The organism is Streptomyces sp. NPDC002276, from assembly GCF_053891435.1.
In genome coordinates, this window is the sequence record NZ_JBSFCQ010000027.1 from 76,446 (window position 1) to 92,591 (window position 16,146).

At 69.3% G+C, this 16,146-nt stretch carries 13 protein-coding genes and 1 pseudogene; 9 read left to right on the forward strand and 5 right to left on the reverse strand.

What is annotated here, in order from left to right:
• Positions 1 to 195: 195 nt before the first annotated feature.
• The 3 genes from ACWIHT_RS42510 to ACWIHT_RS42520 all read left to right on the forward strand — a co-directional run bounded on the left by ACWIHT_RS42510 (position 196) and on the right by ACWIHT_RS42520 (position 3,127).
• Positions 196 to 1,452 (forward strand): amidohydrolase family protein, encoded by a 1,257-nt coding sequence (locus tag ACWIHT_RS42510; protein WP_456173981.1) that lies wholly within the window; start codon positions 196 to 198, stop codon positions 1,450 to 1,452.
• Complete coding sequence (locus ACWIHT_RS42515) at positions 1,449 to 2,372, forward strand: LLM class F420-dependent oxidoreductase (RefSeq protein ID WP_456173982.1); 924 nt, start codon at positions 1,449 to 1,451, stop codon at positions 2,370 to 2,372. Before ACWIHT_RS42510 ends, ACWIHT_RS42515 begins: the two co-directional genes overlap by 4 nt.
• A 104-nt stretch (positions 2,373 to 2,476) precedes the next feature.
• On the forward strand, positions 2,477 to 3,127 hold the full coding sequence (locus ACWIHT_RS42520; RefSeq protein ID WP_456173983.1) for a response regulator transcription factor: 651 nt from the start codon (positions 2,477 to 2,479) through the stop codon (positions 3,125 to 3,127).
• 51 nt (positions 3,128 to 3,178) lie between these two features.
• Here the strand turns inward: ACWIHT_RS42520 and ACWIHT_RS42525 are convergent, their stop codons facing one another.
• Together ACWIHT_RS42525 and ACWIHT_RS42530 are read right to left on the reverse strand one after the other, a co-directional pair.
• A complete protein-coding gene (locus ACWIHT_RS42525; RefSeq protein WP_456173984.1) occupies positions 3,179 to 3,973 on the reverse strand; it encodes a hypothetical protein in 795 nt (264 codons plus the stop codon).
• Positions 3,974 to 4,035: 62 nt separating this feature from the next.
• Positions 4,036 to 4,770 (reverse strand): hypothetical protein, encoded by a 735-nt coding sequence (locus ACWIHT_RS42530; RefSeq protein ID WP_456173985.1) that lies wholly within the window; start codon positions 4,768 to 4,770, stop codon positions 4,036 to 4,038.
• A gap of 160 nt (positions 4,771 to 4,930) precedes the next feature.
• Between ACWIHT_RS42530 and ACWIHT_RS42535 the strand changes: the two genes are divergently transcribed.
• The 4 genes from ACWIHT_RS42535 (at position 4,931) to ACWIHT_RS42550 (ending at position 10,193) form a co-directional block, all read left to right on the forward strand.
• Entirely contained in the window at positions 4,931 to 5,701 is a 771-nt protein-coding gene (locus tag ACWIHT_RS42535; RefSeq protein ID WP_456173986.1) for an SDR family NAD(P)-dependent oxidoreductase, read from the forward strand.
• Between the two features lie 88 nt (positions 5,702 to 5,789).
• Complete coding sequence (locus ACWIHT_RS42540) at positions 5,790 to 6,908, forward strand: LLM class flavin-dependent oxidoreductase (protein WP_456173987.1); 1,119 nt, start codon at positions 5,790 to 5,792, stop codon at positions 6,906 to 6,908.
• 103 nt (positions 6,909 to 7,011) lie between these two features.
• Positions 7,012 to 8,733 (forward strand): N-acyl-D-amino-acid deacylase family protein, encoded by a 1,722-nt coding sequence (locus tag ACWIHT_RS42545; RefSeq protein ID WP_456173988.1) that lies wholly within the window; start codon positions 7,012 to 7,014, stop codon positions 8,731 to 8,733.
• 8 nt (positions 8,734 to 8,741) lie between these two features.
• Complete coding sequence (locus tag ACWIHT_RS42550; RefSeq protein ID WP_456173989.1) at positions 8,742 to 10,193, forward strand: aldehyde dehydrogenase family protein; 1,452 nt, start codon at positions 8,742 to 8,744, stop codon at positions 10,191 to 10,193.
• 16 nt (positions 10,194 to 10,209) lie between these two features.
• Here ACWIHT_RS42550 and ACWIHT_RS42555 read toward each other — a convergent pair whose 3' ends face one another.
• Positions 10,210 to 10,602, reverse strand: a complete 393-nt coding sequence (locus tag ACWIHT_RS42555; RefSeq protein ID WP_456173990.1) for a nitroreductase/quinone reductase family protein — start codon at positions 10,600 to 10,602, stop codon at positions 10,210 to 10,212.
• Positions 10,603 to 10,712: 110 nt separating this feature from the next.
• Complete coding sequence (locus ACWIHT_RS42560; protein WP_456173991.1) at positions 10,713 to 12,242, reverse strand: CehA/McbA family metallohydrolase; 1,530 nt, start codon at positions 12,240 to 12,242, stop codon at positions 10,713 to 10,715.
• A 239-nt stretch (positions 12,243 to 12,481) separates the two neighbouring features.
• On the opposite strand from ACWIHT_RS42560, the gene ACWIHT_RS42565 reads away from it, so the two are divergent.
• Positions 12,482 to 15,067 carry a bifunctional FO biosynthesis protein CofGH gene (locus ACWIHT_RS42565; protein ID WP_456173992.1) on the forward strand — a complete coding sequence of 862 codons (2,586 nt, stop codon included), beginning with the start codon at positions 12,482 to 12,484 and terminating at the stop codon, positions 15,065 to 15,067.
• Between the two features lie 93 nt (positions 15,068 to 15,160).
• Positions 15,161 to 15,712, forward strand: a complete 552-nt coding sequence (locus ACWIHT_RS42570; protein WP_456173993.1) for a hypothetical protein — start codon at positions 15,161 to 15,163, stop codon at positions 15,710 to 15,712.
• A gap of 338 nt (positions 15,713 to 16,050) precedes the next feature.
• Here the strand turns inward: ACWIHT_RS42570 and ACWIHT_RS42575 are convergent.
• Positions 16,051 to 16,146: pseudogene (locus tag ACWIHT_RS42575) on the reverse strand (ABC transporter permease); the annotation flags it as partial.

A 16,146-nucleotide genomic window follows, 5' to 3' on the forward strand; every position in this document is an offset into this window, starting at 1 on the left:
GCATGCCTGACAACTACGCCAGTTTGCCTTGTTGGAGGCGGTCGCGTCAGCACTCGGAGACAGCGCTCACAGGTCGGCACGCGGGATATCACAAGGCTCTCACACGGCCCGCGCACAGTTCCGCACAGAACCGAGCACCCCGAACCCGGATCCAGCTAGCTGACGGGTCGTCAGATCGGCGCTACCGTGAGCGCCATGGACACCCAGACCACCACGCATGCCGCACCCGGGACACCCCTTCCGCCGATCATCTCCGTCGACGACCACACCGTGGAGCCCGCCGACGTCTGGCAGCGGCGGCTGCCCAAGAAGTACCTGGACACCGGCCCGCGCGTAGTGCGCGCGCCGCTGAAGGAAATGACCTTCCTCGGCGGCCGGTTCAAGCCCGTCATGGGCGAGCCCGGCGACGACGGACCGATCGGCGACTGGTGGGTGTACGAGGATCTGCACCGCCCGCTCACCCGCCTCGACACCGCCGTCGGCTACAGCAGGGACGAGATCAAGCTCGAAGTCATCACTTACGAGCAGATGCGTCCGGGCTCCTACGACGTCCCGTCCCGGCTCGCCGACATGGACGTCAACCACGTCCAGTCCGCGCTCTGTTTCCCCACCTTCCCGCGCTTCTGCGGCCAGACGTTCACCGAGGCCGCCGACCGCGAACTCGGGCTGCTCTGCGTCCGCGCCTACAACGACTGGATGGTGGAGGAGTGGTGCGGCCCGCAGGCCCAGGGCCGCCTCATCCCGCTGCCCCTGATCCCGCTCTGGGACCCGGAGTTGGCCGCCGCCGAGGTCCGCCGCAACGCGGCCCGCGGCGTCCGCGCCGTCGCCTTCTCCGAGATACCCCCGCACCTCGGCCTGCCCTCCATCCACACCGACGACTGGGACCCCTTCCTCGCGGCCTGCGCCGAGACGCGGACGGTCATCGCCATGCACATCGGCTCCAGCAGCCGGATGCCCTCCACCTCCGCCGACGCCCCGCCCGCCGTCGGCTCCACGATCACCTTCGCCAACTGCTGCTATTCCATGGTCGATTGGCTGATGAGCGGCAAGTTCGAACGCTTCCCCGACCTCAAGGTCATGTACGCGGAAGGCCAGATCGGCTGGATCCCCTACATCCTGGAACGCGCCGACGTGGTCTGGGAGGAGAACCGCGCCTGGGGCGGCGTCGCCGACAAGGTCCACCGCCCGCCGTCCGAACTCTTCACCGAGCACGTCTACGGCTGCTTCTTCGACGACGCCTTCGGCCTGAAGAACCTCGACTCCATCGGCGTCGGAAACGTCCTCTACGAGACCGACTACCCCCACTCCGACTCCACTTGGCCCAAATCCCGAGAGGTCGGCGAGGCACAGATGGGACACCTGCCGCCGGACGTGGTCGAGCGGATCGTGCGCGGCAACGCGATCGACCTGCTGGGCCTGACGCCGGACGGCCTGTGGGGCGGACCCGCATGAGCGGCCTCGCCTACGGCATCCAACTGCCCGTCCAGTCCCAGAGCACCATCTACGCCGAACCCTGGGAGGCCGACGCGGGCCCCGCCGACCTCGTCGAGATCGCCCGCGCCGCCGACCGGTCCGGCTTCGACTACATCGCGGGCTGCGACCACGTCGGCGTCCCGCACCGCCTCGCCGCCGCGATGAGCACCATCTGGTACGACCCCGTCGCCACCCTCGCCTTCCTGGCGGGCGTGACCGAGCGGGTCCAACTGCTCAGCCATGTGGCGGTCGTCGGTCTACGGCACCCGCTGGTCACCGCCAAGCAGTACGCCACCCTCGACCACCTCAGCGGGGGCCGGCTGCTCCTCGGGGTCGGCGCCGGGCACGTACGGGAGGAGTTCGAGGCCCTCGGCGTCGACTTCGACCGGCGCGGACCCGTCCTCGACGAGACGATCGACGCCCTGCGCGCCGCCCTCGGCCCGGACGAATTCCCCGAGCACCACGGCAAGTTGTACGACTTCGAGGGGCTGGGGCAGCGGCCCAGGCCCGCGCGGGAACACGTGCCCATCTGGGTCGGCGGCTCCTCACCAGCCGCCGTACGCCGGGCCGCCCTCAAGGCCGACGGCTGGCTGCCGCAGGGCGACCCGCGCGACCGGCTGCCCGCACAGATCGAGCGGATCCGGCGACTGCGCGAAGAGGCCGCCGTAGAAGGGCCGTTCATGTTCGGGGCCATCACCGAGCCGCTGTACGTCGGCGACCCGGGGTGGGCGGTCGGGCGGCGCACGCTCACCGGATCCCCCGATGCCCTCGCCGAATCGCTGCGCGCCTACCGGGCGATGGGCGTGGACCGGATCCAGGTCCGGTTCCGCTGCCGCGACCGCGCCGAACTCACCGACCAGATAAGCAAGTTCGGGACCGAGGTGGGGCCCCTGCTCTGACCACGACCTGCCCTCGTGATCACAACCTGTTTGAACACGGTCACGCCGAGCCGCGTATGTATGGACGTACGGACGTCATGGCTTCCGGCGGAAGGACCCTCCACGTGCGATCCTCCCAGCGATTGGTGGTTGCACTGGCCTCCGCCGGCCGCACCTGGCCGCACGAGGACTGGCCGCCCCCGGACGATCCGTACGTGAGCGGTGTCCTGCATGTCTCCCCGCCCTACGACGGGCTGGCGGAGACCACCGCGGACGTCGTCGTGCTGCACTGCGAGGCCCCTGCCGTGTCCTTTCCGGGGCTGCTGGACGTGCTCCGCGCCCAGCGCGTCCCGGCGCTCGTGGTCAGTCCGCGCCAGGACATCGAAGCGGTGGTCGAGGTGTTCCGGGCCGGGGCGGGCTATCTGGTCGAGGGCGACCACTGCCCCGCGATGATGTCCTCGGCGGTCGTGGCGGCCACCGTCGGGCACACCTACCTCTCCCCGTCCGCCTGCGACGCCCTGCGGGAGGGAGCCGGTCGGATGGCCGCGACCGATGACACGATGCAGCGGCTGCGCGCGCTCCTCTCGCCGCGCGAGCAACAGATCATGGAACTGCTCTCGACCGGCCTGGGCGCACGGCAGATCGGGCAGCGACTACGGCTGAGCGAGAAGACCGTCCGCAACAACCTCAGCAACATCTACGCCAAGCTGGACGCCAGGAGCGGCACGGACGCGGTCCTGCGCTGGCTGGGAACCACGCCCGTACTTCGCACTTGAGAACCTTCGAGAACCTTCGAGAACCTTCGAGAATCTTCGAGGAGCGTCTGATCAGGGTGCCGGGATCTCCGTCAGCGGAATTTCCACATCGGTGACATCGGAGCCGCCCTCACCGAATCCGGGTTCCTCGTCCTGGAGGGCCTTCGTCGAGTTCGGTGCGCTGTCGGCCTCGGCGGTCCCGCATTTCACGTTCCGCAGCCAAAGGCGCCCGTCGGGCGTTCCGTTGTTCAGGATCTGCGGATAGAAGACGTGCACGGTCGCGGCGCCCTCGCTCGGCGCGAAGAACACCGTCTGACCGTCCTGTGCCTCCTTGTACGTGGCCTTCAGGAATCCGCTCACGTCGGTGCGCTTGGCGGACCACATGAAGAAGGCGGTGCTGTCCGCCTGCACGGTGTCCGTCCGGCTGAACGCCAGCGTGGTCGTCTTGTCGTCACGCGTGATGTTGATGGTCGACGTGCTGAACTTCAGGCCGATCTCGAAGAACGAGTTCCCGAGCTTCGTGCCGGCCTCGGTGGTGGACCCTTCCTCCAGCTGAATGGTCCGTGTGACCGAGGCGCTCACGTTGAAGGTCTTCGTCGCGGTGCCGGTGGAACCGCAGTTGTCGGTCACCGCGGAGACGCGTTCGTTGGGCCCGAGACTGTTCGCCTTGAACTGGACGTCGACGAACGCGCAGTCGGCCAGCCTGTCCGAGTCCGAGGCGCAGTCGGCGGTCACTTCGGAGGAGGTGGCGGCGTTCGCCTGGTTCATCAGCGGGACGATCACCGCGAGGGCCGCCACGGGGGCCAGGGCCAGGGTGACGCGCTTCTTCTTGCTCCGGTGGCTTCTGGTGCGGCCGTTCCGGGACATGGGTTTCTCCTGTGGGGGTGTGAGGGAGTTGAACTGCGGGTTCCTGAAGGTCGGCCAGAGGCTCAGCAGTCCTCCAGGACCGCCTTGGAGGTGCCGTCCACGACACCGGGGGCGCCCGCGGCGCCCGGCAGGATCACGGGTCCCTCGACGACGTCCGGTGCCACGAAGTTCTGCTCGGGAGACGGATTGACGGCGAAACTGCCGGGATCGGCGTCGATCCGCACCCGCCACTCACCGGTCATGCGCTGGAGTCTCGGCGTGAACTCCATGTGGAGGACCTTGCCGACCGGTACGTCCCGCGTCTCCGTGTCGCCGGCCGTCGCCGACTTCACGGTCATGTCGAGGGTGCCCTTGTGCTTGACCCAGGACCCGCTCAGGAATCCGAACAGACCACCGCCGCCGCCCTGCTGGGTGGAGACGTACTTTCCCTGACCCTGGGCGGCTGTCGCCGACCAGGTGATGGACACCTTGCCCGCTTCGGTGGCGTTCGGCTCGCAGTTCGGGAAGTCGATGGAGGACTTCTCGGTGGGTCCGTCGAAGGTCTCGAAATTCGTCTCGACGAAATCACAGTTGTCTGCCTGGAAACCGTCCGCGAAAGCGCCCCCGAAATCCTCCACCGACCGCTTCACGCCATTCACCACGGCTGATCTTTCACACATGGTCATGATCTGGTCCGGAGTCTTGGCGTCGGCCGCGTTCGCCGACGGCAGCAGGGTGAAGATCGCTCCGCCGGTCGCGAGTGCCGCACCGATCGCCACGTACCTGACTTTCCTGTTGCGCAATCTCCGCTTTGCCATACCCGGCATTCTTGGAGTCAAGGAGAGGTATGGCCAGGGTCAAATGTCCCTACTCCACGGTCACTTCAAGTGTGCTTGTGCAATCCATGGTTCTTCATCTGACGCTGCGTCAGATGCGGCGCTACGATGACCTGCATCCACCGATCCCGAGGAGGCCCGCATGGGCAAGCTGGACGGGCGTGTCGTCATCGTCACCGGAGCGGCGCGCGGACAGGGGGAGCAGGAGGCACGGCTGTTCGCGGCCGAGGGCGCGAAGGTCGTCGTAGCGGATGTGCTGGATGAGCAAGGGGAGGCGCTGGCCAAGGAGTTGGGCGCGTCCTATGTGCATCTCGACGTCGGCGAGGAGGCGGACTGGGGGGCCGCCGTGGGGGCCGCGAAGGAGACGTACGGGCGGATCGACGGGCTCGTCAACAACGCGGGGATCCTGCGGTTCAACTCCCTTGTGGACACGCCCCTTGAGGAGTTCATGCAGGTCGTGCGGGTGAATCAGGTCGGGTGCTTTCTCGGGATCAAGACCGTGGCGGCGGCGATGGAGGACGGGGGCACGATCGTCAACACGGCGTCGTACACGGCGGTCACGGGGATGGCGGCGGTGGGGACGTACACCGCCACCAAGCACGCGATTCTCGGGCTCACCCGGGTTGCCGCGCTGGAGTTGGCCGGCCGTCGGATACGGGTCAACGCCGTCTGTCCCGGGGCCGTCGACACCGCGATGTCCAATCCGGCGCGACTTGATCCGGACGCGGATCCGGAGGCGATGACCCGGGCGCTGGACGAGCTGTATCGGAAGCTTGTGCCGCTGGGGCGGATCGGGCGGGCCGACGAGGTGGCTCGCCTGGCACTCTTCCTCAGCTGCGACGACTCGTCGTACATCACCGGGCAGCCGTTCGTGATCGACGGGGGCTGGCTGGCGGGGGTCAGTGTCATCTGACGGGGCGTCATCTATTGACGAATCTGACGCTACGTCAGAAAGTCGTAGCACTCATAGGGACCACCTGGACTTGGGACGGTGAACCTCCTTGGAATTCGGGCTCTTTGTACAGGGATACGTGGGCAAGCGGGCCGAGACGGACCCGCTGGCCGAGCACAAGGCGCTGATGGAGGAGACCGAGTACGTCATCCAGGCGGACAAGTCCGGTTTCAAGTACGCCTGGGCGTCGGAGCACCACTTCCTGGAGGAGTACTCGCACCTCTCGGCGAACGACGTCTACCTCGGCTACCTCGCCCACGCGACGGAACGCATCCACCTCGGGTCGGGGATCTTCAACCCCCTCGCCCAGGTCAACCACCCGGTGAAGGTCGCCGAGAAGGTCGCCATGCTCGACCATCTCTCCAACAACCGCTTCGAGTTCGGCAGCGGGCGAGGTGCGGGCAGCCATGAAATTCTCGGGTTCATACCTGGTGTGACCGACATGAACTACACCAAGGAGATCTGGGAAGAGACCATCGCCGAGTTCCCCAAGATGTGGCTCCAGGACGAGTACGTCGGCTTCCAGGGCAAGCACTGGCAGCTGCCGCCGCGGAAGATCCTGCCGAAGCCGTACGGGAAGGCGCACCCGGCGATGTGGTACGCGGCCGGGTCGCCGCCCTCGTACGCCATGGCCGCCCGTAAGGGGCTCGGTGTGCTCGGGTTCAGCATCCAGAAGGTCTCCGACATGGAGTGGGTGCTGGAGCAGTACAAGACGGCGATCGTGAACGCCGAGCCGGTGGGGGCGTTCGTCAACGACAACGTGATGGTGACGACGACCGCGATCTGTGCGCCCACGCATGACGAGGCGATTCGGATCGCGACCAGTGGGGGGCTGCACTATCTGCCCTCGCTGGTGTTCCGGTACCACGACACGTTTCCTCGGCCCGAGGGGTTCCCGGTATGGCCGGAGACCTTGCCCGAGTACACGCCGGAGTTCGTCGAACTCCTCGTGGAGGAGGAGCTGTTGATCTGTGGGGATCCGGACGAGGTGCTCACGCAGTGCAAGCGGTGGGAGCAGGCCGGGGCGGATCAGCTGAGCTTCGGGTTGCCGGTGGGGGTGCCGAAGGAGGAGACGTTGCAGACGATTCGGTTGATCGGGGAGCACATCATTCCGAAGATCGACACGGATCCTGTTCACCGGACTACGCGGTTCCGTCAGGCGGCCTGAGGGTTCGTCGCGGGGTGCGGGTGCGTTGTGGCTGGTCGCGCAGTTCCCCGCGCCCCTAAAAGCAGGTCGGTCAGCGCATCGCATGCTTGAGGAGGCAACGCTCGTGCTCGATCACGTCATCAAAGGGGCGACGGTTGTTGACGGGACCGGCTCGCCCGCATTCGTTGCCGACGTCGGTATCCGCGACGGGCGGATTGCCGTCGTCGGCGCTGTCACCGAGGAATCTCGCACCACCGAAGATGCCGCCGGACTCGTACTCGCCCCCGGGTTCGTCGACCCCCACACCCACTACGACGCCCAGCTCTTCTGGGACCCGTACGCCACGCCCTCCCTCAATCACGGGGTGACGACCGTCGCCGCCGGGAACTGTGGGTTCACGCTCGCGCCCCTGAAACCGGCGGACGCCGACTACACGCGGCGGATGATGTCCAAGGTGGAGGGGATGTCGCTGGTCGCGTTGGAGGAGGGGGCGCCCTGGAGTTGGCGTGGGTTCGGGGAGTATCTGGACGCGCTCGAAGGGCGGATCGCGGTCAACGCCGGGTTCATGGTGGGGCATTGCGCGTTGCGGCGGTATGTGATGGGGGCGGATGCCGTCGGTGGGCAGCCCAGCGCGGAGCAACTTGCCCAGATTGTCGGGCTGTTGCACGACGCCATGGATGCCGGTGCCTGGGGGTTCTCCACCACCCAGTCCTCCACCCACTCGGACGGGGACGGGCAGCCGGTGGCCTCCCGGCATGCCCGGCCGGAGGAACTGCTCGCCCTCTCGCGGGCCGTGGGGGAGCACGAGGGGACGCAGATCGAGGCGATCGTCGCCGGGTGTCTGGATCAGTTCAGTGACGCGGAGATCGATCTGTTCGTCGAGATGAGCGCGGTGGCCGGGCGGCCGTTGAACTGGAACGTGCTCACCGTGGATGCCGCCGTGCCCGAGCGCGTGCCCCGGCAGCTGTTCGCGAGTGAGCGGGCGCGGAAGGCCGGCGGGCGGGTCGTCGCGCTGACCATGCCGATCCTCACGCCGATGAACATGTCCCTGGGCACCTTCTGCGCGCTGAACCTGATCCCCGGGTGGGGGCCGATCCTGAGCCTCCCCGTGCCCGAGCGGATCGCCAAGCTGCGCGAGCCCGACGTACGGGCCGAGATGCTGGTGCGGGCCAACAGCAAGGAGGCCGGGGTCTTTCGGCGGCTCGCGAACTTCGGGCGGTATGTGATCGGGGACACGTACAGTGCGGCCAACGAGGGGCTGACCGGGCGGGTGGTCAAGGACATCGCCGAGGAACGCGGGCAGGAACCCTTCGAGTGTCTCGTGGAGATCTGTGCGGCCGACGGGCTGAAGACCGTGTTGTGGCCCATGCCCTCCGACAACGACCCGGCCTCCTGGGCCCTGCGTGCCGAGACCTGGCAGCACGAGGACGTGCTGCTCGGCGGGTCCGACGCGGGGGCGCATCTGGACCGGATGTGCGGGGCGCCGTACACGACCCGGTTCATCGGGGACTGTCTGCGCGGGCGGAAGCTGGTCGGGCTTGAGCGGGCCGTGAAGATGCTGACCGATGATCCGGCGCGGCTGTTCGGGCTGCGGGAGCGTGGGCAGGTGCGGGAGGGCTGGCATGCGGATCTGGTGCTCTTCGACCCGGAACGGATCGACGCCGGCAAGGCCACCCTGGTGCACGACCTGCCGGGTGACAGTCCGCGCCTGGACTCCAAGGCGATCGGGATAACGGCCGTGTGGGTCAACGGAGTCGAGGCCATCCGGGGCGATGTGGTGAGCGGGTCCGTGCCGGGGCGGGTGCTGCGGTCGGGGCGGGACACCAGGACGGTGAGCACCAGGTGAGTTCTCAAGTGGCCGATGGGCAGCGGTTGTTCGTCGGCGGGGAGTGGGTCGAGCCGGACGGCGGGCACTACGCCGTGGTCGATCCGGCGACCGAGGAGACCGTGGGGTGGGCGCCCGAGGCCTCCCGGGAGCAGGTGTTCGCCGCCGCCGCCGCGGCCCGGGAGGCGTTCGGGGCGTGGTCGCGTACCCCGCCCGAGGAACGCGCGGCGATCCTCGGGCGGGCGGCGGATCTCGTCCGTGGCGCGCTGGTGCCGTACGCCGAACTCTCCCAGGCGGAGACCGGCGCCACGACCGGGACCGCGCGGGGCATGCAGGTGGGTGTGGCCGCCGCTCGGTTCCGGCGGTACGCGACCGTGGAACCGGCCGAGTGGGCGATCGCGCCGCAGGTCAACGAGGCCGGGCCGTTCGGGCGGGCCGCCGTCATGGGGGCGCTCGCGGTACGGCAGCCGGTCGGGGTCGTCACCTGCATCACGTCGTACAACAACCCCTGGGCCAACCCCGCCGGGAAGATCGCGCCCGCCCTCGCCATGGGCAACACGGTCGTCGTGAAACCGGCCCCGCAGGACCCGCTGTCCGTGTACCGGATGGCGGAGGCGCTGGAGGCGGCCGGGGTGCCGCGCGGGGTCGTGAACGTGGTCAACGGGCGTGCGGTGGAGGTCGGTGAGGCGGCCGTGGAGTCGCCGGACGTCGACATGGTCAGCTTCACCGGCTCCACGGCGGTCGGGCAGCGCATCGCCGAGGTGTGCGGGCGGGGCATGAAGCGGCAGTTGATGGAGCTGGGCGGGAAGGGCGCGGCCGTCGTCTTCGACGACGCCGACCTCGGCTCCGCCGTCTCCGGGATCGGTACGACCTTCTCCTTCTACAGCGGGCAGATCTGCACGGCCCCGACGCGCGTGCTGGCCCAACGGGGCGTGTACGACAGGGTCGTTGAGCAACTGGCCGCCTACGCAGGCCGGTTGAAGGTCGGGGATCCGCGCTCGCCGGACACGGTGGTCGGGCCGGTGATCTCGGCGGCGCACCGGGAGCGCGTCGAGTCGTACGTCGAACTCGGCCGCAAGGAAGGCGCGGTGGTCGTCGCGGGCGGTGAACGGCCGTCCGGTGGGCCGGGGTTCCTGATCGCGCCCACCGTGCTGGCCGACTGCACCGCCGAGATGCGGGTGGTCCGCGAGGAGATCTTCGGTCCGGTCGTCGTGGTCGTCCCCTTCGACGACGAGGAGGAAGGGATCGCCCTCGCCAACGACAGCGACTACGGCCTCATCGACTACGTCTGGTCCGGCGACGTCGCCCGCGCGTTCCGCGTGGCACGGCTGCTGCGGGCCGGCGGGGTGGGCGTCAACACGGTGGGCCGCAACATGGAGGCGCCGTTCGGCGGCTTCAAGAAGAGCGGCGTCGGCCGGGACGTCGGCTCGTACGCGCTGCACGCGTACAGCGAGGTGCAGGCGATCGTCTGGCCGGGGTGAGGCCGCTCCACGGGGTTCAGTCGCGCAGATCCACCCGCACCGTCAGCAGGCTCGACCCCATCGCCTTCACCGCCGCGCTGTTGAAGCGGGGCAGGGTGCGCAGGCGGGCGCGGGCGTCGTCGTCGGGGAGGAGATGGGCCGTGCCGGTGTGCCAGCGGCCCATGATCCGTACCCGGACCTCCGGGTTCGCCTTGATGTTGCGGACGTAGTGGGAGAGTTCGCCGAACTCCGAGACCAGCCAGAACGTGTCGCCGACCCGGCGCCCGCCGAGCGGGGTGCGGCGCGGCAGACCGGAGACACGGCCGGTGGTCTCCAGGACGGTCTGGGTGGGGAGACGGCGGGTGACCGAGTTCAGGACGCGCTGGATTCGGCTGACGGTGCGGTACTTGGACTCGGGGGTGCTCGGCATCGGTTTCCGGGTCTCCTGTCGAACTGGGTGGCGGTGTCGGTGGAGGTGGAGGTGGCGGGGGCGGTGCAGGTCGTGGGGAGCCTCTCACGACCCCGGCGCCCGCCCTCGGTTCACCGTCCGGCGTCACCCAGGAAGATCGGATTGGTGAACGCGGCCAGCGCCCCGGGGAGCGGGCCGGCCGCCGTCTCGTGCCTCAACTCGGCGCGTACGTAGGCCGCGTAGGCCGGCGTCGTGCGCCACTCCACGGTGCCCGTGCCCTCGACCGGCAGCGGATCGCTGGTGAGCAGCACGCCTTGGTCGGTCACGAGGCGGACGGTGCAGCGGGGGGCGCCGGTCACCTCCAGGCGGATGGTGACGGAGGCGTCCCCGGCGATCCCCAACCGCTCGCCGATACCGGCGTGTTCGCCCTTCGGCCCCGTCGCCGTGAAGGCCAGCGAGACACTCTTCGACTCGGCGACATAGGAACGCCCCGCCCGGATACCGTCCTGGATCGCCTCCCGCGTCAAGTCGTCGGCCAGGACGACGGTTTGGGGCAGGCCGACCGCGTCCGGGTCGCGGTGGGCGTCGCTGTTGCCCATCGCCGGGAGCCACTCCCGGTTCTCCCGCACGGACGCCACGAGTGTCGCGTCCCAGGAGGCGAGGGCCACCTCGTCGTCGGGCGTGTAGGGGCCGTTCCACACCTCGACGGCGTCCGCCTCGCCGAAGCCGAACTTCCAGGCGCAGCCGATGCAGGTGGCGTGGGGGTGGGCCGGGACCACGAGCCCTCCGGCCCGGCGGATCTCGCGGGCGAACCGGCCGAAACGGTTGTCGCGCGCCCGGTACCGCCAGTCGACGAACGTGCCGGGCCCGGTGCCGAGCGCGACCACGTGACCGTTGCGGGTCGTCACCTCCTCACCGAGCATGATCAGCAGGTCGTCGCCCGCCTCCGAGGCCCAATGGGGGTGCGAGGAGTGGGTGTTGTGCTCGGACGTGTTGATGAAGTCCAGGCCCGCCGCCCGCGCCAGCGCCGCGATCTCGGCGGGCGTGCGGCGCCCGTCCGAGTACCAGGAGTGCAGATGGCAGTCGCCCCGGTACCAGGCCCGGCCCCGCCCCTTCGCCCGCTCCGGCGGATACACCGGTCGCGGCGCGGCGCCCGGTTCGCCGTAGGTGAGCGTGATCGTCAGCTCGTACGACAGCCCCTGCGGGGACACCGTGTAGGGGCCCAGCGCGATGTGCCAGGTACCGGCGTGCACAGGGCCCGGGATGTAGCCCGGCGTCGCGTCGTCGGCACGGATGAAGAACTCCGTGCGCGCCCCGCCCGACCAGCCCCGGAAACCCCGGCCGCCGAGGCCGGTGCCGTGCTGGTCGAAGACACCGATGTCGAGGGCGTTGCCCTGGGCCCCGGCCGGGACGGACGGTCTGTCGTAGGTGTACGCCACCTTCAGCTCGCGGACCCCCGCCGGGACCTCGACGGGGACGTACACGTAGTCGGGCGAGCCGGTCGGGAGGGTGCCATGGACGGTCCGTGTCTCCTGGGCACCGCTTGCGGGGGTCGTCGCACCGCTTGCGAAGGTCACACTTCCCAACGTAAGCGCGGCGGTGGCGCCCGTCACGATCAGTGCACGTCGGTTGAGGCCGTTTCCGTGATCGTCGTCGCACATGCTGCTGCTCCCGAGGTGTCGACAGTGACAGGGATCGCGCGGAGGTGACCGTACGACTCTGCTGGTCGGCTGTGAACTCCCGTGCAAGGAAAGGCAATCGGCGGGTGACGGGAAACCGGAGCGGGCGCGGGGGAGGGCGGAGCGCTCCCGAGGCCAGTGACACCGTGTAACGACCTGACCGGCCGGAACGAATCGGGCGCCCCTCTTTGGCCTGATCACACCGATCGTATGCTCGAAGGATGACGACACCCGCGAGCTCCGGAACCGGCCCGACCGAGAACTCCATGCGTCGCGCCCTCAAACGCGCCCGTGACGGCGTCGCCCTCGACGTGACGGAAGCGGCCGTGCTGCTCCAGGCCCGCGGCGAGGCCCTCGACGACCTCACCGCGTCCGCCGCCCGGGTGCGCGACGCGGGCCTGGCGGCGGCCGGCCGCCCCGGCGTGATCACGTACTCGAAGAGCGTCTTCATCCCCCTCACCCGCCTGTGCCGCGACAAGTGCCACTACTGCACCTTCGTCACCGTCCCCGGCAAACTCCGCCGCGCCGGCCACGGCATGTTCATGTCCCCGGACGAGGTCCTCGACATCGCCCGCAAGGGCGCGGCCCTCGGCTGCAAGGAAGCCCTCATCACCCTCGGCGACAAGCCCGAGGACCGCTGGCCCGAGGCGCGCGAGTGGCTCGACGCGCACGGCTACGACGACACGATCGCCTACGTCCGCGCCATCTCCATCCGCATCCTGGAGGAGACGGGCCTGCTGCCCCACCTCAACCCGGGCGTCATGAGCTGGACCGATTTCCAGCGGCTGAAGCCGGTGGCGCCCTCCATGGGCATGATGCTGGAGACCACCGCGACCCGCCTCTGGTCCGAGCCCGGCGCCCCGCACTACGGCTCCCCGGACAAGGAACCCGCCGTACGCCTACGGGTGCTGGAGGACGCGGGCCGCTCCTCCGTCCCCTTCACCTCCGGCATCCTGATCGGCATCGGCGAGACCTACGAGGAGCGCGCGGACTCCCTCTTCGCGCTGCGGAAGGTGTCCAGGGCCTACCACGGCATCCAGGAACTCATCATCCAGAACTTCCGCGCCAAGCCGGACACGGCGATGCGCGGCATGCCCGACGCGGAACTGGACGAGTTGGTGGCGACGGTCGCGGTGGCCCGCCACATCATGGGCCCCGCCGCCTGCCTCCAGGCACCCCCCAACCTCGTCGACTCCGAGTACAAGCGCCTGATCGGCGCGGGCATCGACGACTGGGGCGGGGTGTCACCCTTGACGATCGACCACGTGAACCCCGAACGCCCCTGGCCCCAGATCGAGTTGCTGCGCGAACAGTCGGCCGAGGCGGGCTTCGAACTCCGCGAACGGCTGTGTGTGTACCCGGAGTTCGTCGGCCGGGGCGAACCCTGGCTGGACCCACGCCTGCTGCCCCACGTACGGGCCCTGGCCGACCCGGAGACGGGACTGGCGCGTGCGGACGCGGTCGTGGAGGGCCACGCCTGGCAGGAGCCGGAGGAGGCGTTCGTGTCCTCCGGCCGTACGGATCTGCACGCGTCGATCGACACGGAGGGCCGTACGTCCGACCGCCGCGACGACTTCGACGAGGTCTACGGCGACTGGGCCGCCCTGCGCGAGGCGGCGGCACCCGGCATGGTGCCCGAGCGCATCGACACGGACGTACGGCAGGCACTGGCGACGGCGGCCGACGACCCCACGAAGCTGACCGACGCGGAGGCCCTCGCCCTGCTGCACGCGGACGGCCCGGCGCTGGACGCGCTGACCCGGATCGCGGACGACGTACGGAAATCGGTGGTCGGCGACGAAGTGACGTACATCGTCACGCGGAACATCAACTTCACCAACGTCTGCTACACAGGCTGCCGCTTCTGCGCCTTCGCGCAACGCCGTACGGACGCGGACGCCTACACCCTGTCGCTGGACCAGGTGGCCGACCGCGCCCAACAGGCCTGGGAAGTAGGGGCGGTCGAGGTCTGCATGCAGGGCGGTATCCACCCCGACCTGCCCGGCACGGCGTACTTCGACATCGCGAAGGCGGTGAAGGAGCGGGTTCCCGGGATGCACGTCCACGCGTTCTCGCCGATGGAGGTCGTCAACGGCGCGACACGCACCGGCCTTTCGATCCGCGAGTGGCTGACGGCCGCGAAGGAGGCGGGACTCGACACCATCCCCGGCACGGCGGCGGAGATCCTCGACGACGAGGTCCGCTGGGTCCTGACGAAGGGCAAGCTGCCCACGGCGACCTGGATCGAAGTCGTCACGACGGCACACGAGTTGGGCATCCGGTCCAGCTCGACGATGATGTACGGCCACGTGGACCAGCCCAGACACTGGCTGGGACATCTGCGGACACTGGCCGGTATCCAGCAACAGACCGGCGGCTTCACGGAGTTCGTGACACTGCCGTTCATCCACACCAACGCACCCGTGTACCTGGCGGGGATCGCGCGCCCGGGCCCGACGATGCGCGACAACAGGGCGGTCGTGGCGATGGCCCGTCTCCTCCTCCACCCCTGGATCCCCAACATCCAGACGAGCTGGGTGAAACTGGGCTCGGAGGGCGCGGCGGAGATGCTGCGCTCCGGGGCGAACGACCTCGGCGGCACCCTGATGGAGGAGACGATCTCCCGGATGGCGGGTTCGTCGTACGGCTCGTACAAGTCGGTACGTGACCTGGTCGCCGTGGCGGAACTGGCGGGCCGCCCGGCACGTCCGCGCACCACGCTGTACGGAGAGGTCCCGGAGGAGCGGCAGCGGGCCGCGGCCGTCTCGGACGGGCGCCTGCCGGAACTGCTGCCGGTGCTGGACTGAGGGTCCGGGTGGTCGGATGGGGGCCGGTACGATGATCCGACCCCTGTTCGATCGGGATGTGGGGGCTGTGAGTAGCTGAGGAGATGCGTGCCCGTGCCTGCCTCGAAGGTCTGGGTGACCGGTCTGACGGTGGGAGCGATCGCCGCGGTCACGGTCCTGGCCGTGCAGGCCGACAAGGGGCCCCACCCGAAGGCGTCCGCCGCCCGCCCCAGCGCCTCGGCGTCCGCGCAGGCGTCCAAGTCCCCCAAGCCGCACGTCACGGCCGCGGCAGTCCCCGCCTCCTCCGGCACCGGGCGGCGCATCGTCTACTCCGTCGGCCAGAAACGCGTCTGGCTCGTCGACGCGAGCGACAAGGCCGGCCGTACGTTCGCGGTCTGGCCCGGCACGGTGAGCCCCGACCCCGGTACCTACACGGTGTCCGTCCGCAAGGACGCCACGACCGGCTCCGACGGCGTCCAGATCGAGAACATCGTCTACTTCGCCACCAAATCCGGTCTCAACATCGCCTTCTCCAACGCCGTCGACGGCTCTTCTCCGCCACCTGCTGCGGGGAAGGAGACGGGGGGTGTGCGGATGGGGAAGGCGGACGGGGCTGCGCTGTGGGCGTTCGGGACGGCGAGCACGAAGGTGTTTGTGGTCAAGTAGCTCTTGTTTGGTGAACGTTGGGCCACTCGCTTCTTGTCAGTGTCGGGCTGGAACGGACCGAGTAAAGGGCGCTTCGCTTCGCTACGCGTCGCCTACGGCGATTCCGCTGCGCTCCACCCTTGACTAGGTCCGTTCCAGCCCGGTTGAGAAGCGAGCGAGCGGCCCGGAGGAATGGGGGGCCGGGGTATGTCGGTCCCTTACGTCGGCTGCGTTGTGGGCCGGTGTTACGGGGCGCGTCTGCGTCTCGCCAGCACGCCGGGTGGGCTTAGCGGCCAACCCCCGGTGGGGGGAGAGAGAACCTCTCGGGAGCCCGGGAGCCCGGGAGCCCGGGAGGCTGGTAGGCCGATCACCGTGGTGGTGCGGGTCAGGCCGCTGATCGGCAGCAGGAGCACGAAGATCGCGATCGACGGGATCGTGAAGAGCACGTTCGAGAG